Raw genomic sequence first — 20,568 nt, 5'->3', positions numbered from 1 at the left:
TCCATTTCTGGGGGGGGGGGGGGGTGGTGTCCCCCCCCCCCGCGCCACAAACCAACCCCCACCCCAACATTTCTCTCACGTATTACCAGCGGCCTTGTCCGCCTCGCGCTGTCCAACATGAGGTATGCCAGTGGCGGCGGGCTTCTTGACCTGCCCGAGCGCCCATGAGATGTTCTTCAGTCCAGGCTACCTCGTGAGGTTCTCCTGTAAGAATACGCCCTCCACAGCCAGGGCAGATATACTCTTTCGCTGCCGATTTGATGTGATGAACCTTGTACTCAAGGCCTCCGCGAATTTCGTAGCGTGTGTATCCCATCAGCGCATGAGTATTGAGCGGGCGAAATTCGCGGTCATATTTCTTTGACCTGCGCATCAGAAAAGCCGATCCTCAGCATCATCTAAGCCGCGCAGAGCATCGTAATCAACAACAACACATTCGATACCACGATCTTCAGCGAGGACACGCGCTTGAGGTTTAATCTCCTGTGCCGCAAAAATTCCTCGAAGTGGCTGGAGAGTGGAATCTCGCCCAAGCAAATCCAAGTAACGCGTAAGTTGCTCAACGCCGTCAATCTCTCCACGGCGCTTGACCTCAACAGCAATGTGGGTACCCGCTGAATCAATCAACATAAGATCGACCGGACCAATTGCAGTCGGATACTCACGGCGAATGAGACGCAGATTTGTTCCTAGTGCATTCGTCTGAGATGCCAAAAGTTCCTGGAGATGAGCCTCGACGCCGTCTTTGACAAGACCCGGCTCTTCGCCCAGTTCCTCCTCGTAGTCGAGTGATATGTCATAGAAAGAAATGACAAGTGCATCGTTCGTTTTGTCGTGATCGACTCGCCACACAGACGTAATACCAACACTGGCCTGTTCCTCGTCTGGCTCAAGGACTCGAGTGGTACACGGCGCACTCATCCAGTTCAACGGCTTATACGATCCGCCGTCTGAATGAACCATGACACCACCGTCAGGTTTGACGATCAGTAGTCTCTTCGCACGATCAAGGTGCGCATCCAGACGCCCAGAATAATCAACCGAACACTCGGCAATAACAACACGCATACTTCTTCTCCTCCCGGAATGCCACGATACCAGGCACACATAAGTCATCCCATGTGGCAGGCAACAATTTCGGGTCACTATCAGAACGACCGTCGGCAGAGAGATGGGAAGGTGGGAGCAGTTTCGCGCTCCCACCTTCCCATCGTCTGTTACCAGTCAGTCGGCTCCTCCACCGGAGGGGCGGCATCCATCCACGAGACAATCGCAGCGACCGCCACCGGAGTTGAGGCCATGTACCAGGTTCCCCTCGGAGTCTCGAACTTGACGACCTGAAGATCAGACGTCGTTTCAGGATGGACTTCGAGTTCGATATCTGAACGTTTCCAGGTCTGTGACGCAGCAAATCTCAAAGACCTGCTCGGGTACCAATCGATCTGGAATCTTTCAAAGACTGCCACTCCCCTGTGCCAGCGTTCATGGCCGCTTTGACGGACAACCGCCTGAAACGACCCGCGCCGCGAAAGTACACGACGCAAACGCCACACGTAGAATCCCAGAATTCCAATCCCCACAAGAAGGATGGCAATGACGATCACGTACCCCAAATAGCCCATCGTCAGAGCTCCGTCGGATCAACTTCTTCGCCGCGGCGTCCGTCAACGACAACAAGAACCTTGTCATGATCAACCGTGACAAAACCGCGAGTAGTTTCGATCTCGCCCTGGTCTGTGGTTGTACGGTAACGAACCGTTCCCGGAACCAGCACAGCCAGCACTGGGGTGTGTCCAGGGAGGATAGTCATATCGCCTTCATATGAAGGCAAAGTGACCGAAGAAACCTCACCTGAGTAAAGCTCGCCTGTTCGAGCAACCACCTGAAGTTGCATCAGCTCTCCGCCTGAATCTTCTTGTAAGCCTTCTCAATATCGTCGATACCACCGATATTGAAGAATGCCTGCTCCGGAACATGATCGTATTCGCCGTCAACAATACGACGGAATGCCTCGACGGTTTCGTCGATGGGCACGGTCGAACCTTCCACACCAGTGAACTTCACAGCAGTGTAGGTGTTCTGCGAGAGGTACTGCTGGATACGACGGGCACGTGCCACGGTAACCTTGTCCTCTTCGGAGAGTTCATCAACACCCAGAATTGAAATAATGTCCTGGAGTTCCTTATTCTTCTGAAGAATGGCCTTGACAGAGGTCGCCACGTCGTAGTGAGCCTGACCAACATACTGCGGATCGAGGATGCGCGAGGACGATGCCAACGGATCCACAGCCGGATACAGACCACGCGAAGCAATTTCACGGGAAAGTTCTGTTGTCGCATCCAAGTGAGCAAACGTCGTTGCCGGAGCCGGATCGGTGTAATCGTCAGCAGGAACATAAATTGCCTGGAGCGAAGTAATCGAGTGGCCACGGGTCGAAGTGATTCGCTCCTGGAGAGCGCCCATCTCATCCGCAAGCGTCGGCTGGTAACCCACGGCCGACGGCATACGCCCCAGAAGGGTCGACACTTCTGAACCTGCCTGGGTGAAGCGGAAGATGTTGTCGATGAAGAGCAATACGTCCTGGTTCTGAACATCACGGAAATATTCCGCCATCGTCAAACCCGACAGTGCGATGCGCAGACGCACCCCCGGCGGCTCGTCCATCTGACCGAACACCAGGGCAGTCTTATCCAGAACGCCTGCGTCTTCCATTTCGTGGATGAGATCGTTACCTTCACGGGTGCGTTCACCAACGCCAGCGAACACTGACACGCCACCGTGATCCTGTGCGACTCGCTGAATCATTTCCTGGATCAGAACGGTCTTACCCACGCCTGCGCCACCAAACAGACCAATCTTTCCACCCTGAACATAGGGGGTCAGAAGGTCGATCACCTTGATACCCGTTTGGAACATCTTGGTCTCAGGCTCAAGTTGATCAAAATTTGGCGCCTTGCGGTGGATCGGCCAACGCTCGGTCACCTCGAACTGCTCACCGTCTTTGAGGTTCAATGGTTCGCCAACCACGTTGAAGACATGGCCCTTCGTAGCATCACCAACGGGAACCGAAATCGGGGCACCCGTATCAGTCACCGTTGCACCGCGAACAAGGCCATCAGTCGGCTTCATTGCGATCGTTCGTACCACTGAATCACCGAGGTGCTGCGCGACTTCGAGAGTCATCGTGTACGAAGATTCCCCTTCACCCTGCGAATCGAGGTTCACCTCAGTGGTCAGGGCGTTGTTGATCTCCGGGAGTGCATCCGGCGGGAACTCGACGTCGACGACGGCGCCGACCACCGAGACGATCCGTCCAGTGGAAACTTCCTTTTCGGTCATTATCTTTCCTCACTTGTCAGGCTGGTCTTAGCCATTTTTCAGGCTGTCCGCGCCTGAGATAATTTCGGTGATTTCGGTGGTGATCTCGCTCTGTCGAGCGTTGTTCGCCAACCTCGTGTAGTTGCGGATGAGATCTTGAGCGTTCTCTGTCGCCGAATGCATGGCTTGCTGTCGGCTCGAAAGCTCTGAAGCTGCCGCGAGCAGGAGTACAGAATGCACTCGCTGGTTCACGTACATTGGCAGGAGCGCTTCGAAGACTTCCTCTGCACTCGGTTCATACTCGTAGAGGGCTTCTGGATCGTGTTCCGATTCCTGTGAATCGACAACGGCGAGAGGCAGCATACGACGAACCTCCACTGACTGCTTCACCATCGATTCGAATCGGGTAAAGACCACGTGTACTTCAGCAACACCGCCGTCATGGCTATCAGCAAGGAAGCGCCTTTGGAGTTCCTCAGCAATCTCAGCCGAGGTGTCTGCACTTGGCTTGTCTGATTCGCCTTCCCACGACTTCTCGATCTGAACACCGCGGAAACGGAAGTAACTTTCACCGCGTCGTCCGAAAACGTACAGCTCCGGATGCTTGCCGTCCTCACGCAGGTCGTCAATCAGTTTCTCCGTTGCTCGAAGAACGTTCGACGAGTATGCCCCCGCCATGCCTCGATCTGAGGTTACGACGAGGATCGCCACACGATTCGTATCGTGGCGCTCGTTGAGCATCGGATGGTTGTCACGCGCATGAGCGGAGACGAGTTCGATCGATTCAGTGAGCGCACGCGTGTACGGATCCTGAGCCAGGGCACGATTTTTCGCCTTGCCGATACGTGAAGCTGCAATCAGCTCCATCGCACGGAAGACTTTTTCAAGGGTGCCTGTGGCCCTGATCTTCTGCTTGTAAACTCGCTGTGCTCCGGACACTGTCAGCCTCGCTTACCGCGCACAAGCTGCTCTTGCGACTTAGTCGCCTCAACGGGCTCGTTATCAAGCTCTGCTTCATTGGTGTAAAGGAATTCCTTTTGGAATGCCTCCACACCGTGACGCAACGATTCCTCAACCTCGTCGAGCTTCGCACCAGACGCAAGGTCACCAAGCACCGAGGTGTTGGAACGAAGATAGCTCAGAAGTCCATGCTCGAACTTGTGAACGAGATCAACCGGGATCTGATCGAGATAGCCGTTTGTCCCAGCCCAAACACTCACGATTTGATCTTCAACTGCATACGGGGTGTACTGCGGCTGCTTAAGAAGCTCCATGAGGCGCTCACCTCGAGTGAGCTGCTGGCGGGTAGCGGCATCAAGATCCGAGGCGAACATTGCAAATGCGGCCTGGGCACGGTACTGCGCCAAAGTGATCTTAAGCGTACCGGCAACCTTCTTCATTGCCTTGATCTGAGCGTCGCCTCCGACTCGGGACACCGAAATACCTACGTCCACAGCAGGGCGCTGGTTCGAGTTGAACAGATCCGACTGGAGGAAGATCTGTCCATCAGTAATCGAAATGACATTGGTTGGAATGTATGCCGAGACGTCGTTTGCCTTGGTTTCAATGATTGGAAGACCTGTCATCGAACCCCCACCGAGTTCGTCAGAGAGCTTCGCACAACGTTCAAGTAGGCGAGAATGAAGGTAGAAAACATCGCCAGGATAAGCCTCGCGCCCCGGAGGACGACGAAGAAGAAGAGACACGCTTCGGTACGCTTCAGCTTGTTTGGACAGATCGTCGAACACGATCAAAACGTGCTTGCCTGAATACATCCAGTGCTGGCCAATCGCTGAACCGGTGTATGGCGCAAGGTACTTGAAACCTGCCGAATCTGAGGCGGGCGCAGCAACGATTGTGGTGTAGGCAAGAGCACCGTTCTTTTCCAGTGTGGAGCGAACCTCCGCGATAGTCGAGCCCTTCTGCCCAATTGCCACATAGATACAGCGAACCTGCTTTTGCGGATCGCCGCTTTCCCAGTTCGCCTTCTGATTGAGAATCGTATCGACAGCCAGAGCAGTCTTGCCAGTCTTGCGATCACCAATAATGAGCTGGCGCTGACCACGGCCGATCGGGATCATTGCGTCGATTGCCTTGATACCGGTCTGGAGCGGCTCGTGGACCGACTTACGCATCATGACTCCTGGAGCCTGAAGCTCAAGCGCACGGCGTCCTTCGACGTCGGAGATCTCACCGAGGCCGTCGATGGGCGCGCCAAGCGGATCCACTACGCGTCCCAGGTAGCCTTCGCCAACAGGTACGGAAAGAACTTCACCGGTGCGGTGCACTTCCATGCCTTCCGCAATCCCGGAGAAATCACCGAGAACAACAACGCCAATTTCGCGTTCTTCCAAGTTCATTGCCAGGCCGAGCGTGCCATCTTCAAACTTCAGCAGCTCGTTTGCCATTGCGCCCGGCAGGCCCTCAACATGGGCGATACCATCGGCAGTCTCGGTAACGTGGCCAACTTCGTCGCTGGCCACCTTCGCCGGCTCGTAGGAGCTGACGAAGTTATCCAGAGCTGCCCGGATCTCGTCTGGCCGGATAGTCAGTTCAGCCATTCCTCTTCCTTCACTACTGCGGTTACCCGCGTTGTCACTTTGTCATTTCAGTTCGCACGTGGTTCAGACGCGTGGCAAGAGTGCCATCGATGACGTCGTCGCCGATCATGATTCGAAGCCCACCAACAATCGTGGGATCGATGGAGGTATGGATACGGATTTCGGCACCGTACATGCGGCCGAGAATCTGTGCCAAACGTTCCTCTTGCGCTGCACTCAACGGGATCACCGACACAACCGCAGCAACTTGCTGATGAGCACGCGCAGCCGCAGCATCGACGAAGTCCCGTACCGACGCCGTCAGTGCACGGTGGTTCGTCCGGGTCACTGCTTCTTCGACGAGAGCCTGTGTATACGCATTGCCAGAACCAAGCACTGAGTGTGCAAGCTGGCTTCGCGAAGCCACGTCATAGGAACGATCCGAAAGAGTCACGCGCAAATCGCGTTGCGAGTGGAGCATACGGGAAAATTGGTAAAGCTGTTCCTCTGTCTCCTGGAGGAGCCCTTCACGGGCAGCACCGATCAAAAGAGTGTCAACACCAATAGCATCTAATGCTTCGCTCAGATCATTCAGTTCTGACCACGTGTCACGAGCCAATCCCTGAACGAGTTCGTTGACTTCTTCCGTTACCTTGCCAGTAAGCACCTCGCGAGCAAGGGTCGCACGCGCATCAGCACTGCGGGTAAGTTCCTGCAAGGAAGCGTTCAATGCGGCCGAGCCTCGAAGAAGAGCAGCAACTGAGAAAATCTCATCGGCGAACTTCACTTCATCCGACGCGTGCTCTGCGAGCAATGTTTCCCAGCGATCGAGACCGCGAGCGAGGGACTTTTCACTGGTGATACGCATCAGGATTCCTTTACGCTCACCTTGGCAGTCGCCGAGGTTTCCAATTCGTCAAGGAAACGATCAATGACTCGCGAAGCGAGCGCTTGATCAGTCAACGCTTCACCAACGATACGTCCGGCCAGCTCAGTTGCTACAGCACCGATTTGCGAACGCAAGGCGCGCGAAGCAGTTTCAGTCTCAGCAATAATGCGACGCTGATTGGCATCGAGAATCGACGCCGCCTCATCCTTCGCCTTGTTCTGGGCATCCGCCACAATCGAGTTTGCGTTGGATTGAGCGCGCTCTCGAATATCAGCAGCTTCGCGGTGGACCTCTTGCAGCTCGTTGTCAAGCACCTTGCGTTCATCCGCAATTTGTTGGCGCGCACGATCGGCAGCCTCAAGACCGCGTTCGATCTTGGTTGCACGTTCTTCGAGCATGTCCGAAAACGCTGGCCAGCCATACTTATAGACAGCAACCGCCACGATAATGAAGGCGATTGTGCCCCAGATCAGATCTGGTAAAGCCGGTAGCAACGGATTAGATTTGCCCTCCGCGGCGAGAATAACCGTGGACAACATCAGAGAATGAAGCCTGCCGCGAGACCGAGGAGGCCCAGAGCCTCGGTGAAGGAAATTGCGATAATCATGTTGGTACGCAGGAGGCCGGCAATCTCAGGCTGGCGAGCCGTAGCTTCCTGGTTCTTTGCACCAATGAGGCCGACGCCAATGCCCGGGCCGATTGCTGCAAGACCGTAACCGATGGTAGCGATGGATCCAGTCATTTTTTCTTATCCTTTTCTCTTGATCTCAGTGCTCTGAGACGGACAGGGAGATGTACACGGCAGTCAAAATCGCAAAAATATAGGCCTGCAGTGCAGCGATGAAAATCTCGAAGACAACGTAGATAATGCCACCGAGAAGAGTGATGGGAGCGATGGCATACCCGATGCCACCCATAGCAAAGAAGAGGTAGTGAGTTCCGACGAAGCACAACGCCAAAACGAAGTGGCCAGCCATCATATTCGCAAGAAGACGAACCGCAAGAGTGATTGGACGGATCACGAAGGTTGACACCAGTTCAATCGGAACAATAATCACGTACAAAGGCTTAGGCAGACCGGCAGGAGCAACCTGTTCAAGGAAATATTTCGGACCGCGCGCCTTCACACCAGCGACCACAAACGCAATATACGCCACGACGGCGTAGATCAATGGCATGCCAACCAATGAAGTACCAGCAATTTGTAGTCCAGGAATCACGCCCGTAATATTCATGAAAAAAATTCCAAGGAAGATTGTCAGCAGCAGAGGCTGGTATTTGCGCCCCTCTTCTGTCCCAAGAATGGAATCACCAACATTCACCTTGGCAAAGTCCATCAAGACTTCGATAGATGCCTGCACCTTGGACGGCACGAGCTTGGCACGCTTGGCGTAGACCACCATAATTGCCATGAGAACTAAAGCTGAGATGAGACGAATCGCCAGAATACGATTGAGCTCAAAAGGCGTCCCTGCAAAAAGAAGCGGAGCGGGATTGAACTCGTGATCAAAGGTAGGCGGCTCAAATCCTTCAGCCAGGATCGGTAACGCGGCGAGGCTCAAAACGTTAATCACGAATCATTCTCCAACTGCTCACGGGTGGACACGGGGCGTCTGTGCCCTATACCCGAACAACTCTACCCGAGTTACCCAATGAACGCGATTCCTCTTGACAAATATTGATACGATCTCCACCGCATTTTTCAGCGAATTTTAGCCCCAGATTCCACGAATGGGATGGGGCGCAACGTGAGAATGACGACGTCGATAACCAGACACACCACCACCATAGCCCCAAAAGACGCCACGCTCAGCACTCCCCACGAAGTCGACATCCACACGCCAAACAACGCCAAAATACGCATACCATACGCACCTACCGCTCCGACCGCCGACGCCGAACCAACAAGTGCCCAGACACCACGACTTGCGAACTCAGCGAGAGCGAAAAAAGCGCCTGCCAGCACGAGCTGTGCACCGGCGTCGGGAGACGAAAATACGCAAAGACAGGCTCCCAGAACACTCACCACCACGCTCAATGCCAAGTGTGCGAGGAGAATATCGCGTTCAAAACTCTCACCAGTGTGCGGTTGTTTCGCCTGACCAGCGCCTGCCTTCACTTCATCCATGGGTCACCGATGTCTCATGCCGTACAAGAACTCCACGACCAAAGCCACCTTTGGTGAGCCAGACCCCGCCCGCAAACGCCAACACAATAGGAACCGCCACCCACCAGCGATTAATCACGACAATCGCAACGCCAGAGAATGACACAATGGCAGTCCATCCGTATAGCACGAGAACAGCCCACGTGTGCGAATGACCCCTGCGCAGCAGGCGGTGATGGAGATGACCCGAATCTGCCGAAAATGGCGAACGTCCCTGGCGCAAACGGCGAAAAACCGCCCAGACGAGGTCGATGATCGGAATGATCAGCACCATCGCAGGCAAGAGAATCGGCATATAGGCCGGGATCGCTTGCGGAGTCGAAACATTGGCAGGATCGATCTGTCCGGTCACCAAGATGGAGGCACCCGCAATAATTGCTCCGAGCATCAAGGCACCTGAATCACCCATAAAGATCTTCGCGGGGTGAAAATTATGCGGAAGGAACCCGACACAGATTCCCACCAACGCTGCCACTGCTGCAGTCGCCACTGATGTGTAATCGCCGGGACTCACTTCGCGCGTGAGGTAATAAGTGTAGACAAAGAAAGAAAATGCCGCGATTCCGACCACTCCGGCCGCCAAACCATCGAGCCCATCCACAAAGTTCACAGCGTTTGCCACAATCAGAACAACAATAATCGTGGTGAAAATTGTCAATCTCACGCTTCCCACAGTCAGCCCGAAGAACGGGAACGTGACCAGTTGAACACCCCACCACGCCATCACTGCTGCAGCGATGATTTCGCCGGCTAGTTTCGCATACCATGACAATTCCCAAATGTCGTCGATCACCCCAACCAGGCACATGACGCCTGCACCGACAACAATGCCCCAGATTCCTGACGACGCTGACAGGACAGGACGCAGATAAGGAATCTGAGTGCCAATCACGATCGTCATCACAAATCCGAGATACAATGCCACGCCACCAAGTCGGGCAATCGGAACCTTGTGAACGTCACGCTCTCGGATTTGCGTCATCGCGCCGGTCGCAAGCGCCACACGCAGCACAATCGGCACAAGAAGGTACGTAATGGCGGCAGCCAAAAAGAGAATGAGGAGATAGACCCTCACGCGAGTGCCAATCCGCTCACGCGTTCAATCTCCTCAGCAGGAATCGCTCCAGCACGGATCAATTCGATCTCGGTTTGAGAATTGAAACGAACAATCGACGAAGGCACTCCGCCACCGCCACGACCGGCGTCGAGATAAACAGCAACCGAATCGCCCAGTGAATCGTGTGCCTCTTGCACAGTGTTTGCCGGTGGCTGCCCAGTGACATTTGCACTTGTGACAGCCAGCGGGCCGACGGCGGCCAAAAGTTCGAGCGCTATCGGGTGGTTCGGCATACGCAATGCCACGGTCCCGTTTGTCTCACCCAGATCCCATCCAATGCTCGGCTTTGCCGGAAGGATGATTGTCAATGCTCCTGGCCAAAATTCCTGGGCAAGTTTGTGTGCTGCTTCTGGCACAGATTCGACGAGAGATTGAGCTTGTTCCATTGATGCAACAAGAACCGGAGGTGGCTTTTGGCGTGTGCGTGACTTCGCTTCCAACAATGCCGTGACGGCATCAACGCTGAAGGCATCGGCACCAACACCATAGACAGTGTCCGTCGGCAGGCAAATCACTTTCCCCGCAGCAATCGCCTCCTTTGTCGGCTCAAGCCACTCATCGTTTGCCGTGTAAATGCTCATTTTTCCTTCTTTATTGCGAATAGAAAACGATCTCGCCCGGTTAAATCTTGACCTGTGTGGGCATGGAAACCTGCGTGCTCCGCTGCACTCACCAACGCTGAAGACTGCTCCGAAGCATGTTCCATTACGAGGATACCGCCCTCGCCTAAAAGTTCGCTCGCTACATCGATGATGGCATATGGGAAATCGAGTCCCTCTTCTCCCCCACCCCAGAGCGCCATTGCCGGATCAGCTTGCGCCTCAACGTCCAATTGATGTCCGGAAGGTACGTACGGCGGATTCGAGATCACCAGATCAAAAGGTCCCTCGTCAAGCACGCTCCCTAGTAACGAGGCCGACTCAAGTGCATCGCCGTGAATCATCGTCACGCGATCGCCATAGGCACTGTTATTCTGCTGCGCAACGGCGAATGCCTCCTCGCTTTTTTCGATTGCCCACACCGCCGACGTCGGGCACTCCGTTGCGATGGAAAGTGCAATGGCACCCGAGCCGGTGCACAGATCAACAACCCTAGGAGATGGAAGGTGTGCAATAGCATCCAGCCCCGACTGAACAACCATCTCGGTTTCTGGCCGAACAATAAAAGTACCCGGGCGAGAAATCAGTTCCAGATAGCGAAACCACATCTTCCCTAAGACATGCTGAAGCGGCTCGCGTGTAGCACGCCTGGAAATGAGGTCATCGTAGCGCTGACGCTCAGCAATACTCGGTTCCTGATCAGCGACACACACCAGATTGCGTCCGATCACTTCCTCAGCGATGAGTCGAGCATCGGGGCCAGCTGGAACACCGGCGTCGGCAAGAAAATCTTCAGCCTGACGAACAAGGTATGCCCAGTTCATTCGCCGCCTTCGGAGGCATTTTCCAGACGTTCAACTTCATCTGCTTCACGAAGCGATGTGATGACATCATCAAGAGCCCCGTTGAGGACTTGGTCAAGGTTATATGCCTTGAAACCCGTGCGATGGTCTGAAATACGGTTTTCTGGGAAGTTGTACGTGCGGATACGTTCTGAGCGATCCACCGTGCGCACTTGACTACGGCGCAAATCCGCTTCCTTCGCTGCTTGCTCTTCAAGCTGCATTTGACGCAACCGCGCCAAAAGGATCCGCATCGCGGCTTCACGGTTCTTGATCTGCGATTTCTCATCCTGCATCGATACGGTGATTCCCGTAGGCAAATGGGTGATACGGACGGCAGAATCCGTTGTATTCACGCTCTGTCCACCCGGGCCAGAAGAACGGTAGACGTCAATGCGCAATTCGTTCGGATCGAGTTGGACTTCTTCGGGCTCGTCCACCTCGGCAAACACGAGGACACCGGCCGCGGAAGTGTGGATACGTCCCTGCGATTCGGTCACGGGAACACGCTGAACACGGTGCACACCAGCTTCAAACTTCAGATGCGCCCAGACACCATCTGCCGGATCTTCGGGAACAGACTTGGCTTTCACAGCCATCTGGACGTCCTTGTAGCCTCCCATATCTGTCGACGTTGCCGAAAGAATTTGTGTGGCCCAACCCATGTGCTCGGCGTAGCGTTGATACATGCGCAAAAGATCCCCTGCGAACAACGCAGATTCTTCGCCGCCTTCACCGGCTTTGACTTCGATGATCACATCTCGTGAATCATCAGGATCACGTGGAATCAGAGCATCACGCAATGCATCCGCACTCTCGGCAAGCTCAGCCTCAAGGCGCGGAAGTTCCTCGGCAAAGGTCTGTGCGTCTTCCCCACCAAGATCAACAATTTCTTTCGTATCTGCAAGGTCAGCTTTGGCTGTCGACCACCGATTGAAGCGTTTAACAACACGGCCAAGTTCGGAGTAGCGCCGAGAAAGTTTGCGTAGCTTATCCGGATTAGCCAACACCTCGGCCGAGGCCATTTGAGCCTCAATCTCTTTGTACTCCGCAACCATCAGGTCCGCTGCCGGAAACTCGCTCATATCTCCCTTTCACCGCGCTCACCAGCGCTCAACTTCCCGACGTCGACGCGTCCAGGCCACGGCGTCGGTTGACTAGCACAAGCCTACCGCGCTTTGGCCTGCATGATGCAGACATAAAATCGAGGCGCCGGGAAACCGACGCCTCGACGAAGAAAAACTCACTTCTTTCGCTTGCCGTAGCGAGCCTCAAAGCGGGCCACACGGCCACCAGTATCCAGAATCTTCTGCTTGCCCGTGTAGAACGGGTGACAGGCTGAACACACGTCGATACGCAATTCGTCGCGATCGAAGGTGGAACGGGTGCTAAAGGTGGCGCCGCAGGTGCAGCTCACCGTGATGTCATGATATTCGGGGTGAATGCCCTTCTTCATGCTTTCTCCTTGGGGATCGTTCATGCCCTAGGTCCACACCGCCATCCCGACATCTAACCGGGGGCAGGCATAAAATGGTGTGGTGAACCAGAAGCCGATACCTCATTAAAACATATGGCCCCTGGAATAAGCCAGGGGCCATATGTGGTATTGATCGCCAGAAATCCGCTAAATGATAAGGATTCCCAGCTGTTGCCGTATTGGCCAACGACGACCGCCACAGCAACACGCTGATGACTGTCAGCCTTGCTGCGAAAGCGATCGCATCACGGACATGAGGAACTCGCCATTCGACTCACTCTTCTTCAATCGCTTCAGGAGGAAGTCAGACGCTTCTTGGACATCCAACGATCCCAGCGCACGACGCATCGTCCACATCGTCTTCAGAACCTCAGGGCTGTAAAGCATCTCCTCGCGTCGAGTACCCGACGCGTTAACATCAACAGCTGGGAAGATACGACGATCAGCTAGCTGTCGCGACAGGCGCAGCTCCATATTGCCGGTGCCCTTAAACTCTTCGAAGATCACTTCGTCCATCTTCGAGCCAGTCTCCACCAGTGCAGAGGCGATAATAGTCAGCGAACCACCATTTTCGATGTTTCGTGCTGCACCGAAGAAACGCTTGGGCGGGTAGAGAGCCGCCGCATCAACACCACCAGAGAGAATACGTCCCGACGCCGGAGCCGCAAGATTGTAGGCACGCGACAGACGTGTGAGCGAATCAAGTAGGATCACAACATCTTGGCCGAGTTCGACAAGACGCTTCGCACGCTCAACAGCGAGTTCAGCAACGATGGTGTGATCCGATGCCGGGCGATCGAAGGTCGATGCAATCACTTCGCCCTTGACCAGGCGTTGCATATCGGTCACTTCTTCTGGACGCTCATCGACGAGCACCATCATGATGTGAACCTTCGGGTCATTCTTCGCAATCGCCATGGCGATCTGCTGCATCACCACAGTTTTTCCAGCCTTTGGCGGAGAAACAATCAGACCACGCTGCCCCTTACCGATCGGAGCAACCAAATCAATCATGCGAGTAGTGAGAGCATTCTGTGTAGTTTCCAGGCGAAGCATCTCGTTCGGGTAAAGCGGGGTGAGCTTGTTGAACTCCGGGCGTTGAGCCGATACTTCTGGCTCAAGTCCGTTAATCGCAGTAATCTCCACCAGCGGGTTGTACTTGTGCTGACGGCGCCCCCCGCGCGGCGAATCGGTAAGCGATCGAACATTGCCTTGAACAGCGTCACCACGGCGAAGCCCATACTTCTTCACCATCTGCTGGGAGACATAAGCATCGTTCTTACCGGGCAAGTATCCGCCAGTACGCAGGTAGGCGTTGTTGTTGTCGATGTCGAAAATACCAGCAACGGGGATCACGACCTCTTCAGACTCATTGGCGTTCTCGTTCGTGGTATTTTCGCGATTCTCACGATTGCGACCGCGTCCGCGGCCACGCGTACGCTCGCGACGGCCACGACCGGAATTTTCCTCGTCGTCACGGTTGAAAGCGCGACGCTCTGCAGCCTCACCAAGGGCGTCGAGAGCAGCCTTCTTCTCTTCGTCGCTCATCGCAACTTTTTGAGCGTGATCGCCCTTCGGTTCAGGCAACTCAACTTTGGCACTTTGATCGGCTCGTGAGCTCTGGTTACGTCCGCGACCACGGTCACGACGACGACGGCCCTCCGCTTGGTGTGCCACACGATCCCCACCAGCTTCATCAGCCTTCAGAGCCACGGGCGCCTCTACGGACGTTTCTTCAACGTGGGCAGTGCGTTCCAGGTTCGCGCCAGAACGATGCTCAGCAATCGCCGACTGATAATCAGCCTTCTTCGAACGAGCTGGCATTTTAATTCCAAGTTCGGAGGCAAGCGCCTTCAACTCGGGAAGTTTCATGGTGGAGAGCTCAGTATTTTCGCTCACGAGGTTCCTTCCTCGGTCTAGATTAGGGAAATTCCGCCTGAAAAGAAGGGGAATGAGAAGTCCACTGGAAAAACATCAGTGGGATGTGAAATTGGCCAACGACCTACCACGTCAATGATTATACACATAGAGTGCCAACGGTTGCACGGTTTTGTCTGAGTTCACTTACCGGACACGGGGTGGACACCGGGAGCAACCGACGTACGAATCAGTTTAATCCCCGATTCAGCCAAGCTCATCCCCATAGCAGGAGCAACTTTAGCAAAAACCACCAGTGCTGGCCCACCTCCCGTACACACAGCTGGCCAGCCAGCGTTACGCAAAGCTCGCAGCAGACTTTCACCGACTGTCGGCCCCTTTGCATTGACTCCACGCGTCGCCTCAGCAATCAGAGTTGGTTCGTGTGCCAGCGCATAGACAAACATCGCCGCTCGGAGCGCAGAGTCAGCCCCACCGACGTCGGTATTCATCGGCCCCTCGGACGGTGGAACCATCAGTGCCATGGACAGCTGATCAGCAATCTGGAGATCACGCAATTTGACTGCGGAAGGCTCGACCCAGGCAAGAGTCGCCCCACCACGAATCGCTGCTGCCGCCGCCGACGGCGAGCCGATAAGTTCTGTAGCCAGGCGCAACATGATGTCGTCGGTGAGCGCGTGAGGATCTTCCAAAAGCTCACGTGCCAATGCTATTCCAGCAACAACTTCAGCCGCTTCGTCACCGAGCCCAACTCCGCGTGGAATCGAATTGCGGCACACCAGATCAAATCCTGCAACTGGTGCTCCGACACTCTCAAGAGCAAGCGAGAGAGCACGTGCCACCATATGAGAGTGATCGCGTGGAAGGGTGCGATTGCCTTCGCCCAGGATGGTGACGCGTGTTGCTCCAGTGGTTAAAGTCACCGACACTTCGTCCCACACATCAACTGCGATTCCGATCGCGTCAAGGCCAGGGCCAAAACCCGTCACAACACCGGGAACACGAACACGCGCGTAATCGGAGGTGAGTCTCATGCGATCCCCCTCCGATTCACGTAAAAACCTTCACTCACATTTTCTCCGGTGCAGCAACACCCAACAAGTACAGGCCATTTCGCAACACCTGCCCCGCAGCGTCGTTCAGGAAAAGACGTGCCCGATGTGTATCAGTCACCTCTTCGTCAGCACGCGGGGTAACACGGGAGTTGCCGTACCAACCGTGGTAAGCACCAGCAAGCTCTTCAAGATAACGCGCAATACGATGAGGTTCACGCAACTGAGCCGACTGAACAACGGTCTCCGGGTACTGCGCAAGCTTTGCCAGCAGCTGCGAATCAGCAGGTGTATCGAGCAACTCAGGGTGGAAATCTGTGCGTTCAACCCCATGTTCAGCAGCATTCTTGTCGACAGAGGCTGTGCGTGCGTGCGCGTACTGGACATAGTAAACAGGATTATCATTTGTTCGCGAAGCGATGAGTCCCAAGTCAATGACAAGAGCAGTGTCCATCGCTGAGCGCACGAGCGAATAACGGGCTGCATCGACCCCGGCTGCTTCCACCAGATCGTCGAGGACGACGACGGTACCGGCACGCTTCGACATACGTACTGGCTGGCCGTCCTTGACCAGGTTCACCAACTGGCCAATAAGAATCTCAAGATTCTCTCCCACACCTGCTGTATCCCCGAAAGCGCGAGCCATTGCATACATACGGCCGATGTAGCCGTGGTGATCTGCACCAAGCATAATGATCACCTTGTCAGCTCCACGTTCACGTTTATCAAGGTAGTAGGCGACATCACCTGCAAAGTAGGCAGCTTCGCCGTCAGACTTAATCACAACGCGATCTTTGTCATCGCCAAAATCAGTGGTACGAACCCAGGTAGCACCGTCTTCTTCGTAAATCTTGCCCTTTTGGCGAAGGGTATCGATTGCCTTTGACACCGCACCAGACTTGTGGAGCGTATCCTCATGGAAGTAGATGTCGAAGTTCACACGGAAGTCAGCGAGTTCTTTCTTGATTGAGTCGAACATCATGTTCACACCATGCTCACGGAAAAACTCCTGGGCTTCGTCGTCACTACCGGCCAAAACCTGTGCGCCAGAGTCATTTGTGAACTGCGAAAGCACCGCATTTGCAATATCTGAAATGTATTGTCCGCCGTAGCCGTCTTCCGGCGCCTCCTGACCGCGAGCGCGGGCGAGGAGCGACTTCGAGAAACGGTCAATCTGAGCTCCGTGATCATTAAAGTAGTATTCGCGAACCACGTTTGCGCCGTTAGCCTGGAGAATTCGTGCGAGTGAATCACCCACCGCTGCCCAACGAGCACCACCAATATGGATTGGTCCAGTGGGGTTAGCTGAGACAAATTCGAGATTGACTGTCTGCCCAGCCAACGTATCAGTACGGCCATATTCTTCGCCTGCATCCAGAATCGACAGAGCAAGGGAGCCAGCAGCAGCAGCGTTAAGCGTAATATTCAAAAAGCCTGGGCCGGCGATCTCAACTTTCGCAATCGCCTCTGATTTCTCCAGACGCCCCACCAGAAGTTCCGCAAATGCACGCGGGTTCATTCCCGCTTTCTTGGCCAGCTGGAGAGCAACATTCGTCGCCCAATCACCGTGCTCACGCGAGCGCGGACGCTCCACTTTCACATCAGGGAGCTGAGAGACTTCGAGGCTGATCTCGCCATCAGCAATTGCGCCGACGAGACACTCACGGATAAATGCAGAGAGTTCTTCTGGGTTCATAACATGTATCCTACCGGCGCAAGCCGCTGTGTTTCCACGCGCACACGGGTCAATTCCTCACTGCTGACGACGACCGGCCGCAAATAAGGTACACTTTTTTCGTCCCCGCCCCGATAGCTCAGGGGATAGAGCGTTCGCCTCCGGAGCGAAAGGCCGCAGGTTCGAATCCTGTTCGGGGCACCAAACCCGCGCAATGCGCGGGTTTTTCTTTTCTGTCCACTTTCTCGACACAGTGGCCGCTGTCAGCGTGTAGATCGCCGACGCCGGAGGAAACTATTCTTCAGCCACCAGTTGAGCCGCAGCCTGTGGATCGTGCGGGTAGAGATCGATCACCCGCCTAGCCAAACTCGGCACGTCGGTAATGATTCCGTCAACACCAAGATCCAGAAGCGACACCATATCTGCAGCAGAATTGACAGTCCACACGTGGACAGCAAAGCCACGCCGGTGTGCCTCATCAATAAAACGTTGATCTACCACAACGATCCCGTGCATGAGCGCCGGAACCTGAACAGCCTCAACACCTTTACCTGGGCCGGGAACATACATTGACCGTCGCCATGGCCACCATGATCGTGATGCAAGCCAGAGACTCACAATCGCAGCAATGCCGAGTGACGATGTCGCCCCCTTGAGATGTCGACGAAGAAAAGCGAGCCGCGATTCAGAAAACGACGCCAGACTCACGCGAGATAAAGCATCGTGATCTTTGATCGTTCGAATGAGAGGCTTGACCGCATGATTGTTTTTTGCGTCGATGTTGAACACAAAATCTGGATATGACGACAGTGCCTCATGCAAACGAAGGAGGGGGTTACCTCCATGATCGCGCACGCCTTTAAGTTCTTCCCACGTCTGGGTTTCGATTCGACCATGCCCGTCAGTTGTGCGGTCAAGAACGGGATCATGGAAAAGCACCACTACCCCATCCTTCGTCGCGTGGACGTCGGTTTCCATATAACGAAAACCGAGCTCGTGCATACGGGCAAACGCTTCAGGAGAGTTTTCAGGAGCCTCAGCACCACCAGCACGATGTGCGATAACAACACGTTCTCCGATATTCCACAGACGCACTAGAAACACAAACTCGCAATATCTCGGGCCTGATGTTCCTTGAGGAACGTCAAAGGATTCGTTGTTTCGGTTTCTACGCCTTCACCTGGATGAATCTCCAGGTGCAAATGGGGGCCTGTAGAGTAACCATTTGAGCCAACTTTGGCGATTTGTTGCCCGATTTTCACTTTGTCGCCAACCTTGACCATCACGCCGTCGTCCCACATGTGCACGTACCACGAGGTGAATTTTTTGCCACCAATTTCATGTTGCACAACGATTAAATTCGACGAACGTCCCTTGATGCCAGCGCCAGCGTGAATGACTACGCCGTCAGCGATGGCATAGACGGGAGTGCCTGTCGGGGCCCCAAAATCTTGTCCAAGGTGAAACGAGCTTGCACCGGTGAATGGGTCAAAACGTCCTCCATAGTTGGAGGTCAAACGGTACTGACCCACTGCGAGCGGGTAAATAACCGCATCCTCAGACTTAAAGAAGGCTGATGCCAAAGAATTTGCACCACTGCCAATTTTGCACATCTCTCCCGGTTCAACAGCAAGCATCTGCTCAGTTGCACGGAAACGAGACTCTTCCTCAGCTCCGGATCGTGCTTTGAGCTCTTTCGGAGTATCGGCCACTGAATGAGCCGCAACTGTATTGAGAACCGACTGTGCTCCTGCGCTTGCTTCGGCGACGGTGTTAACACGTGAGACAAGTACCCCACCCATGACAGAGATTGCAAACACCGCAGAGGTGGTCAGCGCTGCCCTCTTGAAGGAAAAACGGCGCAATCGCGAAAAAAATGCCAGACCCGGGAAAAGAACCGGGATAAAAGAACGGCGATGTGATTGAGGTGGCACGTGTGCTCGCTGAGCATTATCGACGATCTCAGTGGCGTGCGCTTGTTTGGTGAGCTGCGCGTCACGTTCGGCGGCAAGACGAGCTAAACGCAGCTCTTTGCGCGACGGTAGCGCAAGGCGTTCTTCCACTTGATTCCTCCCACAGCCTGTGCCTATTCCACACAATGATAACGGTTTGATAACGGACGCTCTACCAAAAGTGACAAGATCTCTATGAAGAACCTTACACCGCTCAGTCGTCCCCTCTACTCCCACGGAGAATACACCCCGGCAGTGAGCCGACGAGGTAGGTATAGTTACGGAAGAAAGCAGGCGAAAGGTCACAACATGGTGAAAAGGGTATTCTTCATCGGCGACGAGCTGATCACCGGCCAGGGGGACGCCCGTGCGTTGGGGTGGATCGGACGAGTCCTGGCGCGCACAGAATCCGAGCCACCCGTCTTGCCCATCACGCTTGCTTTCCCGTCAGACACCACCGCATCACTTTCGGAACGATGGACTGGAGAAGTTCTTCCACGAATGGGACGTGACGACGAACACTATATGGTGATCGCGCTGGGATCACACGATATCGACGCCGGGGTGACCACGGCACGTTCTCGACTTCATCTTGCTAATATCCTCGACGCAACAAGCCGGTATTCGCTGACCTCTCTCGTCGTCGGCCCGCCTCCGCGCCCTGACCTTCCCGAACGCGCCCAAGTGGAACTCACCCGAGCTTTTCGGGAAGTGTGTGAACGTCGCAATGTCCCATTTGTTGACTGCTACACCCCGTTGAAGTCCCATGAGCAGTGGCTCACGGACATGTCAACTTCCCATATGTACACTCCGCGTCAAGCTGGATACGCACTGATCGCATGGCTTGTCACACACCGAGGTTGGCACCGCTGGCTCGGTGTCAAAGAAGCCTGAGGTAACGGCACCGGATGAACAGTGAAGCCACCAAGTGCCGAAAGGTGAATAAAAAAAATGGCCGAGCATGAAGCTCGGCCATTTTGACATCTCAGGCGTTGGGGCGCTTGCCGTGGTTCGCCTTCTTCTTCTTGCGTCCGCGACGCTTGTTTCCACGAGTCGACATAA

At 54.7% G+C, this 20,568-nt stretch carries 24 protein-coding genes and 1 tRNA gene; 2 read left to right on the top strand and 23 right to left on the bottom strand.

What is annotated here, in order from left to right; translation table 11 throughout:
• Positions 1-82 precede the first annotated feature (82 nt).
• The 20 genes from ACTOVJ_RS03070 to argS all read right to left on the bottom strand — a co-directional run bounded on the left by ACTOVJ_RS03070 (position 83) and on the right by argS (position 17,575).
• On the bottom strand, positions 83-373 hold the full coding sequence (locus ACTOVJ_RS03070) for an Rv1322 family protein (protein WP_449502938.1): 291 nt from the start codon (positions 371-373) through the stop codon (positions 83-85).
• Positions 373-1,068: an endonuclease NucS gene (nucS, locus tag ACTOVJ_RS03065; protein WP_449501666.1), complete on the bottom strand. Its 696-nt coding sequence runs from the start codon at positions 1,066-1,068 to the stop codon at positions 373-375. Before nucS ends, ACTOVJ_RS03070 begins: the two co-directional genes overlap by 1 nt.
• 149 nt (positions 1,069-1,217) lie before the next feature.
• The gene (locus ACTOVJ_RS03060) at positions 1,218-1,622 is read right to left on the bottom strand and encodes a DUF2550 family protein (protein ID WP_449501667.1); all 405 of its coding nucleotides are present in this window, start codon (positions 1,620-1,622) and stop codon (positions 1,218-1,220) included.
• A 2-nt stretch (positions 1,623-1,624) separates the two neighbouring features.
• Positions 1,625-1,894, bottom strand: a complete 270-nt coding sequence (locus ACTOVJ_RS03055; protein WP_449501668.1) for a F0F1 ATP synthase subunit delta/epsilon — start codon at positions 1,892-1,894, stop codon at positions 1,625-1,627.
• On the bottom strand, positions 1,894-3,339 hold the full coding sequence (gene atpD / locus ACTOVJ_RS03050; protein ID WP_449501669.1) for a F0F1 ATP synthase subunit beta: 1,446 nt from the start codon (positions 3,337-3,339) through the stop codon (positions 1,894-1,896). The genes ACTOVJ_RS03055 and atpD overlap by 1 nt, the downstream gene beginning before the upstream one ends.
• Positions 3,340-3,366: 27 nt before the next feature.
• On the bottom strand, positions 3,367-4,257 hold the full coding sequence (locus ACTOVJ_RS03045) for a F0F1 ATP synthase subunit gamma (protein ID WP_449501670.1): 891 nt from the start codon (positions 4,255-4,257) through the stop codon (positions 3,367-3,369).
• A gap of 2 nt (positions 4,258-4,259) precedes the next feature.
• A complete protein-coding gene (atpA, locus tag ACTOVJ_RS03040) occupies positions 4,260-5,879 on the bottom strand; it encodes a F0F1 ATP synthase subunit alpha (RefSeq protein ID WP_449501671.1) in 1,620 nt (539 codons plus the stop codon).
• A 34-nt stretch (positions 5,880-5,913) separates the two neighbouring features.
• The gene (locus ACTOVJ_RS03035) at positions 5,914-6,726 is read right to left on the bottom strand and encodes a F0F1 ATP synthase subunit delta (RefSeq protein ID WP_449501672.1); all 813 of its coding nucleotides are present in this window, start codon (positions 6,724-6,726) and stop codon (positions 5,914-5,916) included.
• Positions 6,726-7,286, bottom strand: coding sequence for a F0F1 ATP synthase subunit B (gene atpF / locus ACTOVJ_RS03030; RefSeq protein ID WP_449501673.1), 561 nt, complete (start codon positions 7,284-7,286; stop codon positions 6,726-6,728). The genes ACTOVJ_RS03035 and atpF overlap by 1 nt, the downstream gene beginning before the upstream one ends.
• Complete coding sequence (gene atpE / locus ACTOVJ_RS03025) at positions 7,286-7,489, bottom strand: ATP synthase F0 subunit C (RefSeq protein ID WP_449501674.1); 204 nt, start codon at positions 7,487-7,489, stop codon at positions 7,286-7,288. The genes atpF and atpE overlap by 1 nt, the downstream gene beginning before the upstream one ends.
• A 25-nt stretch (positions 7,490-7,514) precedes the next feature.
• Entirely contained in the window at positions 7,515-8,321 is an 807-nt protein-coding gene (gene atpB, locus ACTOVJ_RS03020; protein WP_449502934.1) for a F0F1 ATP synthase subunit A, read from the bottom strand.
• Between the two features lie 128 nt (positions 8,322-8,449).
• Positions 8,450-8,875, bottom strand: a complete 426-nt coding sequence (locus ACTOVJ_RS03015; protein ID WP_449503988.1) for a hypothetical protein — start codon at positions 8,873-8,875, stop codon at positions 8,450-8,452.
• On the bottom strand, positions 8,868-9,989 hold the full coding sequence (locus ACTOVJ_RS03010) for an MraY family glycosyltransferase (protein WP_449501677.1): 1,122 nt from the start codon (positions 9,987-9,989) through the stop codon (positions 8,868-8,870). Before ACTOVJ_RS03010 ends, ACTOVJ_RS03015 begins: the two co-directional genes overlap by 8 nt.
• The gene (locus ACTOVJ_RS03005; RefSeq protein WP_449502932.1) at positions 9,986-10,612 is read right to left on the bottom strand and encodes an L-threonylcarbamoyladenylate synthase; all 627 of its coding nucleotides are present in this window, start codon (positions 10,610-10,612) and stop codon (positions 9,986-9,988) included. The genes ACTOVJ_RS03010 and ACTOVJ_RS03005 overlap by 4 nt, the downstream gene beginning before the upstream one ends.
• On the bottom strand, positions 10,609-11,454 hold the full coding sequence (prmC, locus tag ACTOVJ_RS03000; RefSeq protein WP_449503989.1) for a peptide chain release factor N(5)-glutamine methyltransferase: 846 nt from the start codon (positions 11,452-11,454) through the stop codon (positions 10,609-10,611). Before prmC ends, ACTOVJ_RS03005 begins: the two co-directional genes overlap by 4 nt.
• Positions 11,451-12,557, bottom strand: a complete 1,107-nt coding sequence (prfA, locus tag ACTOVJ_RS02995; protein ID WP_449501680.1) for a peptide chain release factor 1 — start codon at positions 12,555-12,557, stop codon at positions 11,451-11,453. The genes prmC and prfA overlap by 4 nt, the downstream gene beginning before the upstream one ends.
• A 158-nt stretch (positions 12,558-12,715) precedes the next feature.
• Entirely contained in the window at positions 12,716-12,928 is a 213-nt protein-coding gene (gene rpmE, locus ACTOVJ_RS02990) for a 50S ribosomal protein L31 (RefSeq protein WP_449501681.1), read from the bottom strand.
• Positions 12,929-13,168: 240 nt separating this feature from the next.
• Positions 13,169-14,848 carry a transcription termination factor Rho gene (rho, locus tag ACTOVJ_RS02985; RefSeq protein ID WP_449501682.1) on the bottom strand — a complete coding sequence of 560 codons (1,680 nt, stop codon included), beginning with the start codon at positions 14,846-14,848 and terminating at the stop codon, positions 13,169-13,171.
• Positions 14,849-15,009: 161 nt separating this feature from the next.
• Positions 15,010-15,861: a GHMP family kinase ATP-binding protein gene (locus ACTOVJ_RS02980; RefSeq protein ID WP_449501683.1), complete on the bottom strand. Its 852-nt coding sequence runs from the start codon at positions 15,859-15,861 to the stop codon at positions 15,010-15,012.
• Between the two features lie 34 nt (positions 15,862-15,895).
• A complete protein-coding gene (argS, locus tag ACTOVJ_RS02975) occupies positions 15,896-17,575 on the bottom strand; it encodes an arginine--tRNA ligase (protein ID WP_449501684.1) in 1,680 nt (559 codons plus the stop codon).
• 107 nt (positions 17,576-17,682) lie between these two features.
• Here argS and ACTOVJ_RS02970 point away from each other — a divergent pair.
• Positions 17,683-17,758, top strand: a tRNA-Arg gene (locus ACTOVJ_RS02970).
• A gap of 90 nt (positions 17,759-17,848) precedes the next feature.
• Here the strand turns inward: ACTOVJ_RS02970 and ACTOVJ_RS02965 are convergent.
• Positions 17,849-18,649: a glycerophosphodiester phosphodiesterase family protein gene (locus ACTOVJ_RS02965; RefSeq protein WP_449501685.1), complete on the bottom strand. Its 801-nt coding sequence runs from the start codon at positions 18,647-18,649 to the stop codon at positions 17,849-17,851.
• Entirely contained in the window at positions 18,649-19,617 is a 969-nt protein-coding gene (locus ACTOVJ_RS02960) for a M23 family metallopeptidase (protein ID WP_449501686.1), read from the bottom strand. The genes ACTOVJ_RS02965 and ACTOVJ_RS02960 overlap by 1 nt, the downstream gene beginning before the upstream one ends.
• A gap of 198 nt (positions 19,618-19,815) precedes the next feature.
• Between ACTOVJ_RS02960 and ACTOVJ_RS02955 the strand changes: the two genes are divergently transcribed.
• Positions 19,816-20,400, top strand: coding sequence for a GDSL-type esterase/lipase family protein (locus tag ACTOVJ_RS02955; RefSeq protein ID WP_449501687.1), 585 nt, complete (start codon positions 19,816-19,818; stop codon positions 20,398-20,400).
• 91 nt (positions 20,401-20,491) lie between these two features.
• Here ACTOVJ_RS02955 and ACTOVJ_RS02950 read toward each other — a convergent pair whose 3' ends face one another.
• Positions 20,492-20,566, bottom strand: coding sequence for a 50S ribosomal protein bL37 (locus ACTOVJ_RS02950; RefSeq protein ID WP_370870610.1), 75 nt, complete (start codon positions 20,564-20,566; stop codon positions 20,492-20,494).
• Positions 20,567-20,568: the final 2 nt, after the last annotated feature.

This window comes from Arcanobacterium sp. (ex Cirak et al. 2026) (assembly GCF_053585065.1).
The sequence above is the reverse complement of the archived record's forward strand: the minus strand, read 5'-3'. Positions and strand labels throughout refer to the sequence as shown.

Bases quoted from the DNA above. Each gene is read 5' to 3' on its own strand.
- atpA (WP_449501671.1), bottom strand. From the start codon at position 5,879: ATGGCTGAACTGACTATCCGGCCAGACGAGATCCGGGCAGCTCTGGAT.
- ACTOVJ_RS03060 (WP_449501667.1), bottom strand. From the start codon at position 1,622: ATGGGCTATTTGGGGTACGTGATCGTCATTGCCATCCTTCTTGTGGGG.
- argS (WP_449501684.1), bottom strand. From the start codon at position 17,575: ATGAACCCAGAAGAACTCTCTGCATTTATCCGTGAGTGTCTCGTCGGC.
- ACTOVJ_RS03035 (WP_449501672.1), bottom strand. From the start codon at position 6,726: ATGCGTATCACCAGTGAAAAGTCCCTCGCTCGCGGTCTCGATCGCTGG.
- prfA (WP_449501680.1), bottom strand. From the start codon at position 12,557: ATGAGCGAGTTTCCGGCAGCGGACCTGATGGTTGCGGAGTACAAAGAG.
- atpE (WP_449501674.1), bottom strand. From the start codon at position 7,489: ATGACTGGATCCATCGCTACCATCGGTTACGGTCTTGCAGCAATCGGC.
- nucS (WP_449501666.1), bottom strand. From the start codon at position 1,068: ATGCGTGTTGTTATTGCCGAGTGTTCGGTTGATTATTCTGGGCGTCTG.
- rpmE (WP_449501681.1), bottom strand. From the start codon at position 12,928: ATGAAGAAGGGCATTCACCCCGAATATCATGACATCACGGTGAGCTGC.
- atpD (WP_449501669.1), bottom strand. From the start codon at position 3,339: ATGACCGAAAAGGAAGTTTCCACTGGACGGATCGTCTCGGTGGTCGGC.
- ACTOVJ_RS03005 (WP_449502932.1), bottom strand. From the start codon at position 10,612: ATGAGCATTTACACGGCAAACGATGAGTGGCTTGAGCCGACAAAGGAG.
- prmC (WP_449503989.1), bottom strand. From the start codon at position 11,454: ATGAACTGGGCATACCTTGTTCGTCAGGCTGAAGATTTTCTTGCCGAC.
- atpF (WP_449501673.1), bottom strand. From the start codon at position 7,286: ATGTTGTCCACGGTTATTCTCGCCGCGGAGGGCAAATCTAATCCGTTG.
- ACTOVJ_RS03015 (WP_449503988.1), bottom strand. From the start codon at position 8,875: ATGGATGAAGTGAAGGCAGGCGCTGGTCAGGCGAAACAACCGCACACT.
- ACTOVJ_RS02980 (WP_449501683.1), bottom strand. From the start codon at position 15,861: ATGAGACTCACCTCCGATTACGCGCGTGTTCGTGTTCCCGGTGTTGTG.
- ACTOVJ_RS03055 (WP_449501668.1), bottom strand. From the start codon at position 1,894: ATGCAACTTCAGGTGGTTGCTCGAACAGGCGAGCTTTACTCAGGTGAG.
- ACTOVJ_RS03070 (WP_449502938.1), bottom strand. From the start codon at position 373: ATGCGCAGGTCAAAGAAATATGACCGCGAATTTCGCCCGCTCAATACT.
- ACTOVJ_RS02955 (WP_449501687.1), top strand. From the start codon at position 19,816: ATGGTGAAAAGGGTATTCTTCATCGGCGACGAGCTGATCACCGGCCAG.